The sequence below is a fragment of the Pseudomonas palmensis genome, assembly GCF_049942755.1.
GTDB lineage: Bacteria > Pseudomonadota > Gammaproteobacteria > Pseudomonadales > Pseudomonadaceae > Aquipseudomonas > Aquipseudomonas palmensis.
Map to the genome: position 1 here is coordinate 3,290,757 of NZ_CP187958.1, position 17,436 is coordinate 3,308,192.

Sequence of the window (17,436 nt, forward strand, 5' to 3'; positions counted from 1 at the left end):
CGGAATAGTTCATTATGTCGGCGACTCAAAATTACGGCACTGGCCGTCGCAAGACTGCAACCGCACGCGTTTTCCTGCGTCCGGGCACTGGCAGCATCTCCATCAACAACCGCTCCCTCGAGACCTTCTTCGGTCGTGAAACCGCGCGCATGGTAGTTCGCCAGCCGCTGGAACTCACCGAAACCACCGAGAAGTTCGACATCTACGTCACCGTCATCGGTGGTGGTGTCAGCGGTCAAGCGGGCGCTATCCGTCACGGTATCACCCGTGCACTGATGGACTACGACGAAACCCTGCGTGGCGCTCTGCGCAAAGCTGGCTTCGTTACCCGTGACGCTCGTGAAGTCGAGCGTAAGAAAGTGGGTCTGCGTAAAGCACGTAAGCGTCCTCAGTACTCCAAGCGTTAATTCGCTTCGGCGTTCAAAAAAAGCCCGGTTCCTGGTGGAACCGGGCTTTTTTTATGTCTTGAATAAAAGGGGCTGCCGACCCTGTGTGACAACTTGCCGCATAGACGCAGGTCAAGTGCTATAAGGGATACAGCCTTTATGCCGGGTAATAACCTTGTCTTCGATGGGTCTTTTCATTACCATGCGGCAAATTTTTAGCAGTTCGAAATTTATTTTTAGCAGTTCGAAATTTACTTAGTAGATGCCTGTTGCAACAGGCCACAAAGCTGATGGGAGAGGACTGAATGAGCAATGACGGCGTCAATGCAGGCCGGCGTCGCTTCCTGGTAGCAGCCACGTCCGTGGTGGGTGCTGCAGGAGCGGTGGGGGCTGCGGTCCCGTTCGTAGGGTCATGGTTTCCCAGTGCCAAGGCGAAAGCTGCCGGTGCACCGGTCAAGGTCAACATCGCCAAGGTGGAGCCCGGCCAGCAGATGATTGCTGAATGGCGCGGCCAGCCCGTGTTCATCGTCCGCCGCACCGAGGAGATCCTGGGCAACCTGAAGAAGATCACCGGTGAGCTCTCCGACCCCGAGTCCAAGGCGTCGGAGCAGCCGGCCTACGTCGACCCGTCGAACCGCTCGATCAAGCCGGAAATCCTCGTGCTCGTCGGCCTGTGCACCCACCTGGGCTGCTCGCCGACCTTCCGTCCCGAAGTGGCGCCTGTCGACCTGGGTCCCAAGTGGGTGGGTGGCTATTTCTGCCCATGCCACGGCTCCCACTACGACCTCGCCGGCCGCGTCTACAAGTCCCAGCCAGCGCCGCTCAATCTGCCAGTGCCACCGCACTCGTACGAGTCGGATGACATCATCGTCGTCGGCGTCGATCAGGAGAACGCGTGATGAGTAAGTTCATGGACTGGGTTGACGCCCGCTTCCCCGCCACCAAGATGTGGGAAGATCACCTGAGCAAGTACTACGCACCGAAGAACTTCAACTTCTTCTATTTCTTCGGCTCCCTGGCCCTGCTGGTCCTGGTCAACCAGATCGTGACCGGCGTGTGGCTGACCATGAGCTTCACCCCTTCGGCCGAAGAGGCGTTCGCCTCGGTCGAATACATCATGCGTGACGTCGAATACGGCTGGATCCTGCGCTACCTGCACTCCACGGGTGCGTCGGCGTTCTTCATCGTGGTCTACCTGCACATGTTCCGTGGCCTGCTCTACGGCTCGTACCAGAAGCCACGCGAGCTGGTATGGCTGTTCGGCATGCTGATCTACCTGGCGCTGATGGCAGAGGCCTTCATGGGCTACCTGCTGCCCTGGGGCCAGATGTCGTACTGGGGTGCCCAGGTGATCATCTCGCTGTTCGGCGCCATCCCGGTCATCGGCGGCGACCTGACCCAGTGGATCCGTGGCGACTACCTGATCTCCGGCATTACCCTGAACCGCTTCTTCGCCCTGCACGTGGTGGCCCTGCCGATCGTGATTCTCGGCCTGGTGGTGCTGCACATCCTGGCGCTGCACGAAGTGGGTTCGAACAACCCGGATGGCGTGGACATCAAGAAGAAAAAGGACGAGAACGGCATTCCGCTGGACGGCATCCCGTTCCACCCGTACTACACCGTCAAGGATATCGTCGGCGTGGTGGTGTTCCTGTTCGTCTTCTGCATGATCGTGTTCTTCTTCCCGGAAATGGGCGGCTACTTCCTGGAGAAACCCAACTTCGAACAGGCCAACGCGTTCAAGACCCCGGAGCACATCGCCCCTGTGTGGTACTTCACGCCGTTCTACGCGATCCTGCGTGCGGTACCCGACAAGCTGCTGGGCGTGATCGCCATGGGTGCTGCGATCGCGGTGCTGTTCGTGCTGCCATGGCTGGACCGTAGCCCGGTCAAGTCGATGCGCTACAAGGGCTGGATGAGCAAGGCCTGGCTGTGGGTGTTCTGCATCTCCTTCGTGATCCTGGGCGTGCTCGGCGTGCTGGCGCCAACCCCGGGTCGCACCTTGCTGTCGCAGGTATGTACCTTCCTGTATTTCGCCTACTTCATTCTGATGCCGTTCTACACCAGGCTCGAGAAGACCAAACCGGTTCCGGAAAGGGTGACTGGCTGATGAAAAAGCTATTTGCAGTATTGCTCCTGGCAGTGATGCCTTCGCTGACCTTCGCCGCCGAACACGGCGTGGAACTGGACAAGGTCGACATCGACCTGACCGACAAGGCCGCCATGCAGGACGGCGCACGGACCTTTGCCAACTATTGCATGGGTTGCCACAGCGCCAAGTTCCAGCGTTACGAGCGTGTCGCCGATGACCTGGGCATCCCGCACGAGCTGATGCTCGAGAAGCTGGTGTTCACCGGCGCCAAGATCGGCGACCACATGAACATCGGCATGCAGCCGGCCGACGCCAAGGCCTGGTTCGGTGCGGCGCCGCCCGACCTGACCCTGGTGGCGCGGGTACGCGGCACCGATTGGCTGTACAGCTACCTGCGGGCCTTCTACGAGGACCCGTCACGCCCTTGGGGTGTGAACAACAAGGTCTTCCCCAACGTTGGCATGCCAAACGTGCTGGTGGGCCTGCAGGGGCGTCAGGTGGTCGGTTGCAAGCAGATCCAGACCGTGGTCGAGGGCAAGAAGCAGTTTGACCCGCTCACCGGTGCCCCGCTGACCCACGAAGCGTGCGATCAGCTGACCATCGTGCCGAAATCCGGTACCCTGACCGACGAGCAGTTCGACGAGAAGGTCAAGAACCTGGTGACCTTCCTGGCCTACTCGGCCAACCCGGTCAAGCTGCAGAGCCAGCGCATCGGCACCTACGTGCTGCTGTACCTGGCCTTCTTCTTCGTGTTCGCCTACCTGCTCAAGCGCGAATACTGGAAGGACGTGCACTGATCACAGGGTAAAATCTGTTAGTTTAACGCGCGCCCTGGGGTCCCTCTGCAGTATGGAGGGCCCCCAGGGCGCGTTTGCATTTGTAATTTCATAAGTTCAACACGCGAGGAGGACCCCCATGGGCGTGACCAATCGGTTAGCCTGCTACTCCGACCCCGCTGATCATTATTCTCATCGGGTGCGCATCGTTCTCGCCGAGAAAGGTGTCGGCGTCGAGATCATCAGTGTCGAAGCCGGGCGCCAGCCGCCCAAGCTGCTGGAAGCCAACCCGTATGGCAGCGTACCGACCCTGGTTGATCGTGACCTGGCGTTGTATGAGTCGACCGTGGTGATGGAATACCTCGACGAGCGCTACCCGCACCCGCCGCTGTTGCCGGTCTACCCGGTGGCGCGTGCCAACAGCCGCCTGCTGATCCACCGTATCCAGCGTGACTGGTGTTCGCTGGTGGACCTGATTCTCGACCCGCGCAGCAAGGAGCCTGCCCGCGTGCAGGCGCGCAAAGAGCTGCGCGAGAGCCTTACCGGCGTTTCGCCGTTGTTCGCCGACAAGCCTTGTTTCCTGAGTGAGGAGCAAAGCCTGGTGGATTGTTGTCTATTGCCCATACTGTGGCGTTTGCCGGTATTGGGTATCGAACTGCCGCGGCCAGCCAAGCCGCTGCTCGATTACATGGAGCGTCAGTTTGCGCGGGAAGCCTTCAAGGCCAGCCTGTCCGCCGCTGAACGCGATATGCGTTAGGTTTTAAGGAGCCGTTGATGAACTCCAGTCGTCCGTATCTGGTGCGAGCCTTGTATGAGTGGATCGTGGACAACGATTGCACGCCGCACATGCTGGTCAATGCCGAGTACCCTGCGGTGCAGGTGCCTCAGGGCTTCGCCAGCGATGGCCAGATCGTTTTGAACGTGTCGCCCAATGCTGTGCGTCACTTGCACATGGATAACGAAGCCGTGAGCTTCGAGGGGCGTTTCGGTGGGGTTGCCCACACGCTGTACGTGCCTGCCGGCGCCATCCTGGGTATCTATGCCCGTGAGAATGGCCAGGGCATGGTGTTCGAACTCGAGCCGCCACTGATGGAGGATGACGACCTCGAGGACGAGGGCGTCGAGCCGGATGATGACGGCCCGCCGAGTGGCGGGCAGCCGCCGCGGCCAAGTGGGCGGCCGAGCCTGAAAGTGGTGAAATGAAAAAAGGCGACCTTGCGGGGTCGCCTTTTTTTTGGGCCTGTGTGCTTACAGGTCGGTGATGGTGCGCACCTGATCCTTGTTCACACGGGTGCGTTTGCCGTCGAGCTGCTGGAACTCGTAGAAGCCGGAGCTGCGTTCGAGTTTCGGCGCGTCGACCGCCTGGAACTCACGGCCGTCATTGAGGGTGATCAGGCTTGGGGTGGAGCAGCCGGCCAGGGTGGCGAAGGTAGCGATCAGCAGGGTGGCGAACAGGCCGTTCTTCATGGGTATTCCTGTGGGGTGTCGGTGGGGGTTGCGGTGCGCCGGCGGCTTCACGCCCTTCACCGGCGAGGCCGGCGAAGGGTGTGAAGCCGCGGTCAGTCAATGTATTCGAACAGCTTGACGATCTTCTGCACACCCGACACGCCTTGCACCAGGTTGGTGGCCTGATTGGCTTCCTGCTGGGTCAGCAGGCCCAGCAGGTAGACGATGCCGTTCTCGGTCACCACCTTGATGCGCGAACCGGGGATGTTGCTGTCGGTCAGCATCTGGGCCTTGATCTTGGTGGTCAGCCAGGCGTCATTGTTGCGTGCCAGCAGCGAGGAGGGCGGCAGCACCTGAAGTTCGTTGTGCACCTTCTTGACCCGCTGCACCTGACCGGCGGTTTGCTCGGCCAGGCTCTTGAGGTCGGCGCGCGGGGTCTGCCCGGCCAGCAGCACGATGCCGTTGAAGCTGGTGACGACGATGTGCGAGTTCTTGTCCAGGTCCGGGCTGGCCTTGGCCACGTTCACCGCTACCTTGGTTTCGATCAGCGAGTCGTCGATCTTGCTGCCGAAGGTGCGAGTGCCGCGATCGTCCTCGATCGGGTTTTCGCGGCTGGCAGTAATCACCGAACTGCAGCCGGTGATGCTCAGGCACAGGGTCAGGGCCATCAGGCCAAGGCGATTAGGGGTCATTCTTCACTCCCGAACAATTGGCTGTCGATCAAGTCGCAAAGGCAGTGGATCGCCAGCAGGTGGACTTCCTGGATGCGTGCGGTGACGGTGGCCGGTACGCGAATCTCCACATCTTCGGGCAGCAGCAGCGAGGCCATGCCGCCGCCATCGCGTCCGGTCAGAGCTACGACAATCATTTCGCGATCATGTGCGGCCTGGATCGCCTGAATGATGTTCGCCGAGTTGCCGCTGGTGGAAATCGCCAGCAGCACGTCGCCCGGTTGGCCCAGGGCGCGGATCTGCTTGGAGAAGATCTCGTTGTAGCTGTAGTCGTTGGCGATCGAGGTAATGGTCGAGCTGTCGGTGGTCAGCGCGATGGCCGGCAGGCTCGGGCGCTCGCGCTCGAAGCGGTTGAGCAGTTCGGACGAGAAGTGCTGGGCATCGCCCGCCGAGCCGCCGTTGCCGCAGGCGAGCATCTTGCCCTCGTTGAGCAGCGCGTTGACCATCACCTGACTGGCTTGCTCGATGTGTGGTGCAAGGACTTCCATCGCCTGTTGCTTGGTGTTGATGCTGGCCTGGAATAGCTGGCGAATTCGGGATTGCATGTCCATCTGTGTGACCTTAAGTGGGGCGGCTGGTCGGGCGTGTCGCAACGTCTTGAAGACCCTGCGGCACATGACTGTGCAGCCCGCGAAACAAAGAGCAAAAAAGTTGAGTGGGTAACGGATGCATCAAGCGGGGCGGGTTCAACTGTCGAAAGCGTTCTTCAGCCAGTCGAGCGGTGTGCCCGAGTGGCCGCGGCCCTGCAGGGCAATCACGTCGAAACGACAGGGCTGGTTGGCCCAGCGCGCCTCCTGCTGCAGAAAATACTGGGCCGCTAGCACCAGTTTTTGCTGTTTGCGGGTATCGACGCTGGCCAGTGCTCCGCCAAAGCCCGCGTGCAGCCGGTAGCGGACTTCGACGAATACTACTGTATCGCCGTCAAGCATGACCAGATCAAGCTCGCCGCGTTTGCATCGCCAGTTCTGCGCCAGCAACTGCAGGCCCTGCGCCTGAAGGTAACGCAGGGCCTGCTGTTCGGCCGCGATACCCGCGGCCTGGCGAGAACCGTCGGGCATCAGCGCGGGGTGTCCGGCAGGCGCTTGACCTGACCGCCGGTGAACTCGGCCCATGGCAACTGGCGTTCGATGCGTTGGTTGGCGTTCATGCTCAGGCTGCCGGACAGGCCTTCGATACGGTTGTCCGGCAGTGCCTTGAGCTGGCCCAGGCGCGGCGCGAGGCTGTAGGCATCGGCACCCATCGCGTACAGGCGACCGATGCTGCCGGCCGCTTGCGGCCACTGGCGTACCACCTGCTGGCGCAGGCTGTTGCCGGTGTCGAGCAGCCACGGCGTTTCGCAGAAGCGAATGCCGTTCATGTCGTTGTACTCGTTGACGTTGCCGCTGGCGCTGTACACGTTGGAGGTGGCGTACACCGGTACGTCACCGGCGTACTGGAAGTTCAGCGTCGGCTTGATCTGCTGGGCCTGGGTCGGGGTTGCGGCCAGGAAGATGAAATCGATGTCCTGGCGACGCGATGGCTGTGCCGAGACACTGCCGCCCACGGTGCTCTGCAGGCTCTTGGCGCGGCCTTCGCTCTGGCGCAGCTGGAACAGGTCGGCGATCTGCTGGGCCAGGGCTACCGGCTGCGACACGTGGGCAGCGGCAATCAGGGTGCCGCCCTTGGCTTCCCAGTCCTGGCGGAAGGCCTTGAGTACGCGATCGCCCCATTCGCCGCTCGGCACCAGGGCCACGGCACGACGCATGCCGTCGGCCTGGGCGCGGCGCGAGACTTCGCGGGCTTCGTCTTCGGCGGCCAGGCCGAACTGGAACAGTTGCGCCGGGCCGGTCTGGCCGGCGTCGCTGTAGTTCAGTGCCAGGGTGGTGATCGGCAGTTGCGGGTAGGCGCTCAACTGCTTGACCAGGTTCTTCTCGAGCGGGCCTACCACCAGCTGGACGCCGCTGGCCTGGGCCTTGCGGTAGAAGTCATCGAGCGAGGTCAGGCGCGAGCTGTCGAAGACTTCGACCGAAGGCGGCTTCTGGCCGGCCTGCTGGGCCTGGAAGTGCGCCGCCATGAAGCCGTCGCGCAGGGCGCGGGCGACACCTGCCAGCGGGCCTTCCTGAGGCAGCAGCAGGGCGATCTTGGTCAGCGGCTGGCTGGCCAGTTCCTTGAGTTTGAGCAGGGGCTGTGGCAGTTGCACGGCGGCAGGGTGGCCGGCGTGCTGGTTGCGCCAGCTTTCGATGGCGGCCTGCTGCTGTTCGAGGGTGCCGGCGCTCTTGACGGCCAGGGCCAGGCTGGTCCAGCCGGCCATCACGTCGGTGCCGGTGCCTTGCAGTTGTTCGGTGGGCAGGGCGGCAACCAGGTTCCAGATGGCCTCGTGGTTGGCACTGGCGGCGGCGCCGCTGAGCAGGGGAGCCATGGCGACGCGCTGTTGCGCGGCAGCCAGGGTCTGGCCATCGGCTTCCAGGGCGGCGGCGTGCACGCTGCGGGTGCGCACCTGAAGCTCGGGCGGCAGTTCGTCCAACCGGGCCAGGCTCGGGTGGCTCAGGGCGGTGAGGGCGGCCTTGGGCTGGTTGCGGCTCATCGCCAGCTCGGCGCCAAGGGTGCTGGCGAACACTTGCTGGGCCGGCTTGAGGGTATCTAGCGGCACCTGCTCGAGGATCCGCGAGGCCCGTGCGAAGTCTTTCTGGTGGTAGGCCAGGTCAGCGGCGCTCAGGCGCAACAATGCGGCCTTTTCAGGTGTCTTGCTGGTGGCGGCCTGGTCGAGCAGTTGCTCGATGCTGGCATCCGGAGTGCGCGGCAGCTCACCCAGGCTGGACGAGGGCGAACTGGCGCAGGCTGCCAGCAGGGCAGCGAGGCAGAGGGCTGAGAGCAGCCGCAGGCAAGCGATCATGTAAAAATCCTGTTACTCGATCAAATTAACCTGCAATTGTACCCAAGCGCTGGCCGGGGCGCGATCTTGCTGGCGTTAATCCTTCAATATAGGTTGCCCTGCGCAGGCGTGCCGCCGCTGTGGGTAACGCATTGTTGCCGCCTTACGGGCTACAATGGCGCTTTGTTCTCTATTTACAGGTGTGTGCTGTGACCGATGCTCCAGGTGCTTCCAATTCCACTGCCGGCAAGCTTTTCGTGGTGGCTACGCCCATTGGCAACCTGGATGACATGAGCGCCCGGGCCTTGAAGGTGCTGCGCGAGGCGGCGCTGATCGCGGCCGAGGACACGCGCCACTCGGTTCGCCTGCTGCAGCACTTCGGCATCAACACGCCGCTGGCCGCCTGTCACGAGCACAACGAGCGCGACGAGGGCAGCCGCTTCATCACGCGCCTGCTGGCCGGCGACGATGTGGCGTTGATCTCCGATGCCGGTACGCCGCTGATCTCTGACCCGGGCTACCACCTGGTGCGCCAGGCGCGAGCGGCGGGCATCGATGTGGTGCCGGTACCGGGCGCCTGCGCACTGATCGCGGCGTTGTCGGCGGCGGGCCTGCCGTCCGACCGGTTCATCTTCGAGGGTTTTCTGCCGGCCAAGGCGGTAGGTCGCCGCGCGCGCCTGAGCCAGGTCAAGGAAGAACCCCGTACGCTGATTTTCTATGAGGCGCCGCACCGCATTCTGGAGTGTCTGCAGGACATGGAGGCGGTGTTTGGCGGCGAACGGCCGGCGTTGCTGGCTCGTGAGCTGACCAAGACCTTCGAGACCCTGAAGGGGCTGCCCCTGGCCGAGCTGCGCGCGTTTGTCGAAAACGACAGCAATCAGCAGCGTGGGGAGTGCGTGGTGCTGGTGGCGGGCTGGACCGCCCCGGAGAACGAAGAGGCCGTGAGCAGCGAAGTGATGCGCGTGCTTGATCTTCTGCTGGCAGAGATGCCGCTCAAGCGTGCAGCGGCCCTGGCGGCGGAAATTACCGGGGTGCGGAAGAATGTTTTGTATCAAATAGCGTTGGAAAAACAGAAAGACCACTAATGTCATAGTGATATTATTTGTTTTATCGCTTGTTCTCGGGGCCCGCTGCCGTTAACCTTTGCGGCGGAGAGTCGATTGGACAGTCGCTGCCTTCTTTTGTTCCGCAAAAGAGGGGGGAGGAAAGTCCGGGCTCCATAGGGCGGAGTGCCAGGTAATGCCTGGGGGGCGTGAGCCTACGGAAAGTGCCACAGAAAATAACCGCCTAAGCACTTCGGTGCCGGTAAGGGTGAAAAGGTGCGGTAAGAGCGCACCGCACGGCTGGCAACAGTCCGTGGCTAGGTAAACCCCACTTGGAGCAAGACCAAATAGGGTTCCATATGGCGCGGCCCGCGTTGGAACCGGGTAGGTTGCTAAAGGCGTCCAGTGATGGCCGTCGTAGAGGAATGACTGTCCTCGACAGAACCCGGCTTACAGATCGACTCTCCACCTTTTCCCTTCCTGCTTGATTCGATAGCAGATGTGTTCTGGTAATACCAAAAAAATCTTACTCTTCATAAATCACTTTAACTTTGCACTCTATCCGTTTGAGTGAATTTGCCTTTCCCCGTCAAAACCCCTCTCGATTCTCCTCTTTGTATCGCCTTGTTGCTCTAAATCGCCGATCTGTAAGGGTTTTCCTTATAAGCGCGCCTTGACGGTGTGGTGGGCGGATTCCTATAGTGTGCGCAAGTGGCGGAAAGTGGCATGAAGTGGGTTTTCAGACACAAAAAAGCTAACATTTAGGGAAGTGCAGCCGTGTTTCGCGGAGCCAACGCAATCAACCTCGACGCAAAAGGCCGTCTCGCAATGCCGAGCCGGTACCGTGACGAGCTCGATTCGCGCAGTTCCGGGCAGTTGATCGTGACGATCGACGCGGTTGATCCCTGCTTGTGCGTGTATCCGCTGGATGAGTGGGAACTGATCGAAGCCAAGCTGCGTGCCTTGCCGTCGTTACGCGAAGAGAACCGTCGCCTGCAGCGTCTGCTGATCGGCAATGCGGTGGATCTGGAGCTCGACGGCAGTGGGCGTTTCCTGGTGCCACCGCGTCTGCGCGAGTACGCCAAGCTGGACAAGCGGGCGATGCTGGTGGGGCAACTGAACAAATTCCAACTGTGGGACGAGGACGCCTGGAACGCTGTTGCTGCAGCTGACCTGGTGGCCATTCAACAACCGGGCGCGATGCCTGATGAACTGCGTGATCTGATCCTGTGACTATAGATAGTGGCTTCAAACACATCACCGTACTGCTTGACGAAGCCGTCGAGGCTCTCGCCGTACGCGCCGATGGCTGCTATCTGGATGGCACCTTCGGGCGTGGCGGGCACAGTCGGCTGATTCTCCAGCACCTGGGGCCGCAGGGTCGGCTGCTGGGGTTCGACAAGGACCCACAAGCGATTGCCACCGGGCAAGCGCTGGCGGCCGAAGACGGCCGCTTTGTCATTGTGCAGCGCAGTTTCGCCGAGCTGGGCGCCGAAGTCGCCGAGCGGGGCCTGTCCGGCAAGGTCAATGGCATCCTGCTCGACCTGGGCGTGTCCTCGCCACAGCTCGATGACCCCGAGCGCGGCTTCAGTTTCATGAACGACGGCCCGCTGGACATGCGCATGGACCCGAGTCGTGGCGTCAGCGCCGCCGAATTCATCGCCACCGCGCCGGCCGAAGAAATCGCCCGCGTGTTCAAGGAGTACGGCGAAGAGCGTTTCGCCAAGCGCATGGCCAACGCCGTGGTCGCCCGTCGCGAACAGCAACCCTTTACCCGTACCGCCGACCTCGCCGAAGTGCTCAAGGTCGCCAACCCCGCGTGGGAAAAGGGCAAGAACCCCGCCACCCGTGCTTTCCAGGGGCTGCGCATTCACGTCAACAACGAGCTGGGCGACCTCGAAGCCGGGCTCGAGGCTGCCCTCGACACGCTCGAGATCGGTGGCCGTCTGGTGGTCATCAGCTTCCATTCGCTGGAAGACCGCATCGTCAAGCTGTTCATGCGCAAGCTGGCCAAGGGAGAGGCCGACAACCTGCCGCGCAACCTGCCGGTACAACACAAGCCCTTCGAGCCCAAGATCAAGGTCCATGGCAAGGCGCAGTTCGCCTCCGAGGCCGAGCTCAAGGCCAACCCGCGCTCGCGTAGCGCGGTCATGCGTGTGGCGGAGAAGCTGCGTTGAGCAGGCTTTTCGCCAAGCCCTTGCCAGGCGGCAGCTTCCTGATGCTGCTGCTGTTCATTGGCGTGCTCGTTTCGTCGGTGGCGGTGTCCTACAGTGCGCACTGGAACCGCCAGTTGCTCAATACCCTGTACGGCGAGCTCAACGAACGCGACAAGGCGCAGGCCGAGTGGGGCCGGTTGATTCTGGAACAGAGCACCTGGACCGCCCACAGCCGCATCGAGAACCTGGCCAGCGAACAGCTGCACATGCGCATTCCCGCCGCTGACGAAGTACGGATGGTGGCGCCATGATGAAACTTGAAGGCGCACTCTACCCGTGGCGGTTCCGCGTTGTGGTCGGCCTGCTGGTGATCATGGTGGGGGCCATTGCCTGGCGTATCGTCGACCTGCAGGTGGTCGACCGCGACTTCCTCAAGGGGCAGGGCGATGCCCGCAGCCTGCGTCACATTCCGATTCCTGCGCACCGCGGGCTGATCACCGACCGCAACGGCGAGCCGCTGGCCGTGAGTACGCCGGTTACCACCCTGTGGGCCAACCCCAAGGAGATGCAGGCTGCCAAGGACCGCTGGCCGGCGCTTGCCGCCGCGCTCAAGCAGAACCCGCAGCAACTGGCCGAGCGCCTCGAACAGCAGGCCAACAAGGAATTCATCTACCTGGTCCGCGGCCTTACCCCGGAGCAGGGCCAGGTGGTGCTCGACCTCAAGGTGCCCGGCGTGTACGGCATTGAAGAGTTCCGCCGCTTCTATCCCGCCGGCGATGTCGCTGCGCACATGGTCGGGTTCACCGACCTCGACGATCACGGTCGCGAGGGGGTGGAGCTCGCCTACGACGAGTGGCTGGCCGGGGTGCCCGGCAAGCGGCAGGTGATCAAGGACCGGCGCGGCCGGCTGATCAAGGACGTACAGGTCACCAAGAACGCCAAGGCCGGCAAGACCTTGGCGTTGTCCATCGACCTGCGTCTGCAGTACCTGGCCACCCGCGAACTGCGTAACGCGATTGCCGAACAGGAAGCCAAGGCCGGTAGCCTGGTGATCATGGATGTGAAGACCGGCGAAGTGCTGGCCATGGTCAACCAGCCCACCTACAACCCCAACAACCGCCGCAGCATGTTCCCGGCGGCGATGCGCAACCGTGCCATCATCGACGTGTTCGAGCCGGGCTCCACGGTCAAGCCTTTCTCCATGAGCGCCGCCCTGCAAAGTGGGCGCTGGAAGCCGACCGACAAGGTCGAGGTCTATCCGGGCACCCTGCAGCTGGGCCGCTACACCATTCGTGACGTGTCCAGGAGCGAAGGCCCGATCCTCGACCTGACCGGCATCCTGATCAACTCCAGTAACGTGGGCATGAGCAAGATCGCCTTCGATATCGGTGGCGAATCCATCTACCGCGTGATGTCGCAACTGGGCCTGGGCCAGTACACCGGCCTGGGCTTCCCGGGCGAGCGTGTCGGCAACCTGCCCAACCACCGCGAGTGGCGCAAGGCCGAGACCGCGACCCTGTCCTACGGCTACGGCCTGTCGGTGACCGCGTTGCAGCTGGTGCATGCCTACGCCGCGCTGGCCAACAACGGCAAGATGGTACCGCTGAGCATTCTCAAGGTGGACAAGACCCCGGAAGCCACCCAGGTGGTGCCCGAGGATACCGCCAAGACCATCCAGGGCATGCTGCAGCAGGTCATCGAAGCGCCACGTGGCGTGTTCCGTGCGCAGGTGCCTTCCTATCACGTGGGCGGCAAGTCGGGTACGGCCCGTAAGGCCACCGTCGGTTCCAAGGGCTACACCGAGAACGCCTACCGCTCGCTGTTCACCGGCTTCGGCCCGATGAGCGATCCGCGCTATGCCATCGTGGTGGTGATCGACGAGCCGAGCAAGGGTGGCTACTTCGGCGGCCTGGTATCGGCGCCGGTATTCAGCAAGGTCATGTCCGGCACCCTGCGACTGATGAACGTGCCGCCAGACAACCTGCCGGCTCCTACTCCACAGCAGCAGGCCGGTGCTGCGCCCGCCAAGGGAGGGCGCGGTTGATGTCGATGCCATTGAGTAAGCTGTTTGCCCTGAGCGGCAACAACGACCCGTTGATCCGCGAACTGACCCTGGACAGCCGCAAGGTCCGTGCCGGGGACTTGTTCCTCGCGGTGCCGGGTGCGCGTGTCGACGGGCGCGAGCATATTGCCGATGCGCTCAAGCGCGGCGCGGCAGCCGTGGCCTATGAAGTGCAGAACACCACCGTGCTGCCGATCACCGATGTGCCGATGATTCCGGTCAAGGGCCTGATTGCCCAGCTGTCGGATATCGCGGGGCGCTTCTATGGCGAGCCGAGCCGCCAGCTCGAGCTGATCGGCGTGACCGGCACCAACGGCAAGACCAGCGTCACCCAGCTGGTGGCCCAGGCGCTCGACCTGCTGGGCCAGCACTGCGGCCTGATCGGCACCCTGGGTACCGGTTTCTACGGCCAGCTGCAAAGTGGCCGGCTGACCACGCCAGATCCGATTGCCGTGCAGTCGACCCTGGGCGACCTGAAGAAGGCTGGCGCCAGGGCCGTGGCTATGGAAGTGTCCTCCCATGCGCTGGAACAGGGCCGGGTAGCGGCACTGGCCTTCGACATCGTGGTAATGACCAACCTGTCACGCGATCACCTGGACTACCACGGCAGCATGGAGGCTTACCAGGCCGCCAAGGCGCGCCTGTTCGCCTGGCCCGACCTGCGCTCGCGGGTGGTCAATCTGGACGATGCCTTCGGGCGTGAGCTGGCGGCGCAGAAGGGTGATTCGCGTCTGATCAGCTACAGCCTCTTCGACCCTGCCGCCTCGCTGTACTGCCGCGAAGCGAAGTTCGACGACGATGGCGTGCGTGCGGTGCTGGTGACGGCACAGGGCGAGCATATGCTGCGCAGCCGCCTGCTCGGGCGCTTCAACCTCAGCAACATGCTGGCCGCGGTCGGTACGCTGATGGCGATGGATCATCCGCTGGACGAAATTCTCAAGGTCACGCCGCAGCTCGAAGGCCCCGTAGGGCGCATGCAGCGCCTGGGCGGTGGCAGCAAGCCGTTGGTGGTGGTCGATTACGCCCACACCCCCGATGCCCTGGAAAAGGTCCTCGAAGCCCTGCGTCCCCATGCGCAAGGCAAGCTGCTATGCCTGTTCGGCTGCGGCGGCGACCGCGATCGCGGCAAGCGCCCGCTGATGGCCGAAGTGGCCGAGCGCCTGGCCGACCGCGTGCTGGTCACCGACGACAACCCGCGCAGCGAGGCGCCCCAGCAGATTTTCGACGATATCCGCCCAGGCTTTGCCCGGGGTGAAAGCGTCGAGTTCATCGCCGGCCGTGGCCCGGCGATTGCGCACCTGATCGCCACCGCCGCTGCCGACGACGTCATCGTGCTGGCGGGCAAGGGGCACGAGGATTACCAGGAGATCAACGGCGAGCGCCATGACTTCTCCGACCTGGTCGAGGCCGAAAGAGCCCTGGCAGCCTGGGAGGCCCCGAATGCTTGAGTCAATGTCCCTCAGCCAGTTGGTAGCGCCGCTGCAGGGCCGCCTGCATGGCCAGGATGCAACCTTCGATGGCGTCAGCATCGACAGCCGCGCGATCACCCCTGGCCAGTTGTTCGTCGCCCTGGCCGGGCCGCGTTTCGACGGTCACGATTACCTGGACGAAGTGGCTGCCAAGGGCGCCGTTGCGGCGCTGGTGCAGCACGAAGTGCCGGGCAGCAGCCTGCCGCAACTGGTGGTTGCCGATACCCGCCTGGGCCTGGGCCAGTTGGGGGCGCTCAATCGCGCCGCCTTCGACAAGCCGGTTGCCGCAATCACCGGCTCCAGTGGCAAGACCACGGTCAAGGAGATGCTGGCCAGCATCCTGCGCACCCGCGGGCCGGTACTGGCCACCCGTGGCAACCTCAACAACGACTTCGGCGCACCGCTGACCCTGCTGGAGCTGGCCCCGCACCATACGGCGGCGGTCATCGAGCTGGGCGCCTCGCGCATCGGCGAAATCGCCTACACCGTCGGCCTGACCCGGCCGCAGGTGGTGATCATCAACAACGCCGGTACCGCTCATGTGGGTGAGTTCGGCGGGCCGGAGAAAATCGTCGAAGCCAAGGGCGAGATCCTCGAAGGCCTGGGCCAGGATGGCGTGGCGGTATTGAACCTGGATGACAAGGCCTTCGGCATCTGGAAGCAGCGCGCCGGCCATCACCCTGTGATCACTTTCGCCCTGGCCAATGCCGACGCAGATTTTCATGCCACCGACATTCGTCACGACGAACGCGGCTGCCCCGGTTTCGAATTGCGCAGCCCGCTGGGCAACGCCCGCGTCCAGCTCAACCTGCTGGGCACCCACAATGTCAGCAACGCCCTGGCCGCCGCGGCTGCCGCACAGGCTTTCGGCGTGACACTGGAAGACATCGTCGAGGGTCTTGACGCGGTGCAGCCGGTCAAAGGCCGCACCGTGGTGCACATGGCGCCCACCGGTGTGCGCGTGATCGACGACAGTTACAACGCAAACCCCACCTCCATGTGCGCTGCCGTTGATATACTCGCCGGCTTTTCCGGGCGTACCGTCCTGGTGCTCGGGGATATCGGCGAATTGGGCCAGTGGGCCGAGGAAGGGCATCGGCAGGTCGGCGCATACGCCAGGGGCAAGGTTGCAGCACTTTATGCCGTGGGCCCGATGATGGCCGAAGCGGTCAAGGCATTTGGCACCGGGGCCCATCATTTCGCCACTCAAGCTGACTTGATCGACGCCGTTCGCGTCGAGCAGGCCAACAACACCACCATTTTGATCAAGGGTTCGCGCAGCGCTGCGATGGAAAACGTCGTGGCGGCCTTGTGCGGTTCCAGCGGGGAGAAACATTAATGCTGCTGCTGCTGGCTGAGTATCTGCAACAGTTCTACAAAGGCTTCGCGGTCTTTCAGTACCTGACCCTGCGCGGGATTCTGGGTGTACTGACCGCGTTGTCGCTGGCCCTGTGGTTGGGCCCCTGGATGATTCGTACCCTGCAGATTCGCCAGATCGGTCAAGCCGTGCGCAATGACGGCCCGCAATCGCACCTCTCCAAGTCCGGCACCCCGACCATGGGCGGTGCGCTGATTCTGTCCGCCATCGGCGTGAGCACGCTGCTGTGGGCCGACCTCACCAACCGTTATGTGTGGGTGGTGCTGATCGTCACCCTGCTGTTCGGCGCCATCGGCTGGGTCGACGACTACCGCAAGGTGATCGAGAAGAACTCGCGTGGCCTGCCAAGCCGCTGGAAGTACTTCTGGCAATCGGTGTTCGGCCTGGGCGCGGCGATCTTCCTGTACATGACCGCGCCCACCAGCGTGGAAACCACCCTGATCGTGCCGATGCTCAAGGATGTCACCATCCCGCTGGGCATCGGCTTCGTGGTGCTGACCTATTTCGTCATCGTGGGTTCGAGCAACGCGGTCAACCTGACCGACGGCCTGGACGGCCTGGCGATCATGCCGACGGTGATGGTCGGTGGTGCGCTGGGTATCTTCTGCTACCTGTCGGGCAACGTGAAGTTCGCCGAATACCTGCTGATCCCCTACGTGCCGGGCGCGGGCGAGCTGATCGTGTTCTGCGGCGCGCTGATCGGTGCGGGCCTGGGCTTTCTGTGGTTCAACACCTACCCGGCGCAGGTGTTCATGGGTGACGTCGGCGCCCTGGCACTGGGTGCCGCGTTGGGCACCATTGCCGTGATCGTGCGTCAGGAGATCGTGCTGTTCATCATGGGCGGCGTGTTCGTGATGGAGACCCTGTCGGTGGTGATCCAGGTGGCCTCCTTCAAGCTGACCGGCAAGCGCGTGTTTCGCATGGCACCGATCCACCACCACTTTGAACTCAAGGGTTGGCCCGAGCCTCGGGTGATCGTCCGCTTCTGGATCATCACCGTGATTCTCGTGCTGTTCGGCCTTGCCACCCTGAAACTGAGGTAGAAA

At 62.9% G+C, this 17,436-nt stretch carries 19 protein-coding genes and 1 other RNA gene; 15 read left to right on the forward strand and 5 right to left on the reverse strand.

The features are described 5' to 3' along the window. Positions 1–14: 14 nt before the first annotated feature. The 6 genes from rpsI (at position 15) to ACPRTJ_RS15245 (ending at position 4,457) form a co-directional block, all read left to right on the forward strand. Positions 15–407 carry a 30S ribosomal protein S9 gene (gene rpsI / locus ACPRTJ_RS15220; protein ID WP_043862046.1) on the forward strand — a complete coding sequence of 131 codons (393 nt, stop codon included), beginning with the start codon at positions 15–17 and terminating at the stop codon, positions 405–407. 284 nt (positions 408–691) lie between these two features. Continuing rightward, positions 692–1,285: a ubiquinol-cytochrome c reductase iron-sulfur subunit gene (gene petA / locus ACPRTJ_RS15225; protein WP_043862047.1), complete on the forward strand. Its 594-nt coding sequence runs from the start codon at positions 692–694 to the stop codon at positions 1,283–1,285. After that, positions 1,285–2,496 carry a cytochrome b gene (locus ACPRTJ_RS15230; protein WP_043862048.1) on the forward strand — a complete coding sequence of 404 codons (1,212 nt, stop codon included), beginning with the start codon at positions 1,285–1,287 and terminating at the stop codon, positions 2,494–2,496. Before petA ends, ACPRTJ_RS15230 begins: the two co-directional genes overlap by 1 nt. Continuing rightward, positions 2,496–3,275 carry a cytochrome c1 gene (locus tag ACPRTJ_RS15235; protein ID WP_043862049.1) on the forward strand — a complete coding sequence of 260 codons (780 nt, stop codon included), beginning with the start codon at positions 2,496–2,498 and terminating at the stop codon, positions 3,273–3,275. Before ACPRTJ_RS15230 ends, ACPRTJ_RS15235 begins: the two co-directional genes overlap by 1 nt. A 118-nt stretch (positions 3,276–3,393) precedes the next feature. Further along, positions 3,394–4,011, forward strand: a complete 618-nt coding sequence (locus ACPRTJ_RS15240; protein WP_043862050.1) for a glutathione S-transferase N-terminal domain-containing protein — start codon at positions 3,394–3,396, stop codon at positions 4,009–4,011. Between the two features lie 17 nt (positions 4,012–4,028). Beyond that, complete coding sequence (locus ACPRTJ_RS15245; protein WP_043862051.1) at positions 4,029–4,457, forward strand: ClpXP protease specificity-enhancing factor; 429 nt, start codon at positions 4,029–4,031, stop codon at positions 4,455–4,457. A 45-nt stretch (positions 4,458–4,502) separates the two neighbouring features. On the opposite strand, the gene ACPRTJ_RS15250 is transcribed toward ACPRTJ_RS15245, so the two are convergent. The 5 genes from ACPRTJ_RS15250 to ACPRTJ_RS15270 all read right to left on the reverse strand — a co-directional run bounded on the left by ACPRTJ_RS15250 (position 4,503) and on the right by ACPRTJ_RS15270 (position 8,303). Continuing rightward, on the reverse strand, positions 4,503–4,721 hold the full coding sequence (locus ACPRTJ_RS15250; protein ID WP_043862052.1) for a YgdI/YgdR family lipoprotein: 219 nt from the start codon (positions 4,719–4,721) through the stop codon (positions 4,503–4,505). Positions 4,722–4,813: 92 nt separating this feature from the next. Next, positions 4,814–5,392 carry a BON domain-containing protein gene (locus ACPRTJ_RS15255; protein ID WP_043862053.1) on the reverse strand — a complete coding sequence of 193 codons (579 nt, stop codon included), beginning with the start codon at positions 5,390–5,392 and terminating at the stop codon, positions 4,814–4,816. Further along, positions 5,389–5,982, reverse strand: a complete 594-nt coding sequence (locus tag ACPRTJ_RS15260; protein ID WP_043862054.1) for a phosphoheptose isomerase — start codon at positions 5,980–5,982, stop codon at positions 5,389–5,391. The genes ACPRTJ_RS15255 and ACPRTJ_RS15260 overlap by 4 nt, the downstream gene beginning before the upstream one ends. 135 nt (positions 5,983–6,117) lie before the next feature. Further along, a complete protein-coding gene (locus ACPRTJ_RS15265; RefSeq protein ID WP_426427085.1) occupies positions 6,118–6,489 on the reverse strand; it encodes a YraN family protein in 372 nt (123 codons plus the stop codon). Continuing rightward, positions 6,489–8,303: a penicillin-binding protein activator gene (locus ACPRTJ_RS15270; RefSeq protein ID WP_058540875.1), complete on the reverse strand. Its 1,815-nt coding sequence runs from the start codon at positions 8,301–8,303 to the stop codon at positions 6,489–6,491. Before ACPRTJ_RS15270 ends, ACPRTJ_RS15265 begins: the two co-directional genes overlap by 1 nt. Before the next feature lie 269 nt (positions 8,304–8,572). On the opposite strand from ACPRTJ_RS15270, the gene rsmI reads away from it, so the two are divergent. The 9 genes from rsmI to mraY all read left to right on the forward strand — a co-directional run bounded on the left by rsmI (position 8,573) and on the right by mraY (position 17,433). Beyond that, positions 8,573–9,367, forward strand: coding sequence for a 16S rRNA (cytidine(1402)-2'-O)-methyltransferase (rsmI, locus tag ACPRTJ_RS15275; RefSeq protein WP_229590060.1), 795 nt, complete (start codon positions 8,573–8,575; stop codon positions 9,365–9,367). Between the two features lie 67 nt (positions 9,368–9,434). Continuing rightward, positions 9,435–9,794: RNase P RNA component class A (rnpB, locus tag ACPRTJ_RS15280), an RNA gene on the forward strand. A gap of 308 nt (positions 9,795–10,102) precedes the next feature. After that, positions 10,103–10,558, forward strand: a complete 456-nt coding sequence (gene mraZ, locus ACPRTJ_RS15285) for a division/cell wall cluster transcriptional repressor MraZ (protein WP_043862058.1) — start codon at positions 10,103–10,105, stop codon at positions 10,556–10,558. Next, positions 10,555–11,502 (forward strand): 16S rRNA (cytosine(1402)-N(4))-methyltransferase RsmH, encoded by a 948-nt coding sequence (gene rsmH, locus ACPRTJ_RS15290; RefSeq protein ID WP_043862059.1) that lies wholly within the window; start codon positions 10,555–10,557, stop codon positions 11,500–11,502. The genes mraZ and rsmH overlap by 4 nt, the downstream gene beginning before the upstream one ends. Continuing rightward, positions 11,499–11,792 carry a cell division protein FtsL gene (gene ftsL / locus ACPRTJ_RS15295; protein ID WP_043862060.1) on the forward strand — a complete coding sequence of 98 codons (294 nt, stop codon included), beginning with the start codon at positions 11,499–11,501 and terminating at the stop codon, positions 11,790–11,792. Before rsmH ends, ftsL begins: the two co-directional genes overlap by 4 nt. Continuing rightward, positions 11,792–13,525 (forward strand): peptidoglycan D,D-transpeptidase FtsI family protein, encoded by a 1,734-nt coding sequence (locus tag ACPRTJ_RS15300; RefSeq protein ID WP_162484872.1) that lies wholly within the window; start codon positions 11,792–11,794, stop codon positions 13,523–13,525. The genes ftsL and ACPRTJ_RS15300 overlap by 1 nt, the downstream gene beginning before the upstream one ends. Next, positions 13,525–14,991 carry a UDP-N-acetylmuramoyl-L-alanyl-D-glutamate--2,6-diaminopimelate ligase gene (locus ACPRTJ_RS15305; protein WP_088515541.1) on the forward strand — a complete coding sequence of 489 codons (1,467 nt, stop codon included), beginning with the start codon at positions 13,525–13,527 and terminating at the stop codon, positions 14,989–14,991. The genes ACPRTJ_RS15300 and ACPRTJ_RS15305 overlap by 1 nt, the downstream gene beginning before the upstream one ends. Further along, positions 14,984–16,351, forward strand: coding sequence for a UDP-N-acetylmuramoyl-tripeptide--D-alanyl-D-alanine ligase (locus ACPRTJ_RS15310; RefSeq protein ID WP_196932581.1), 1,368 nt, complete (start codon positions 14,984–14,986; stop codon positions 16,349–16,351). The genes ACPRTJ_RS15305 and ACPRTJ_RS15310 overlap by 8 nt, the downstream gene beginning before the upstream one ends. After that, the gene (gene mraY, locus ACPRTJ_RS15315) at positions 16,351–17,433 is read left to right on the forward strand and encodes a phospho-N-acetylmuramoyl-pentapeptide-transferase (RefSeq protein WP_043862064.1); all 1,083 of its coding nucleotides are present in this window, start codon (positions 16,351–16,353) and stop codon (positions 17,431–17,433) included. The genes ACPRTJ_RS15310 and mraY overlap by 1 nt, the downstream gene beginning before the upstream one ends. Positions 17,434–17,436 lie beyond the last annotated feature (3 nt).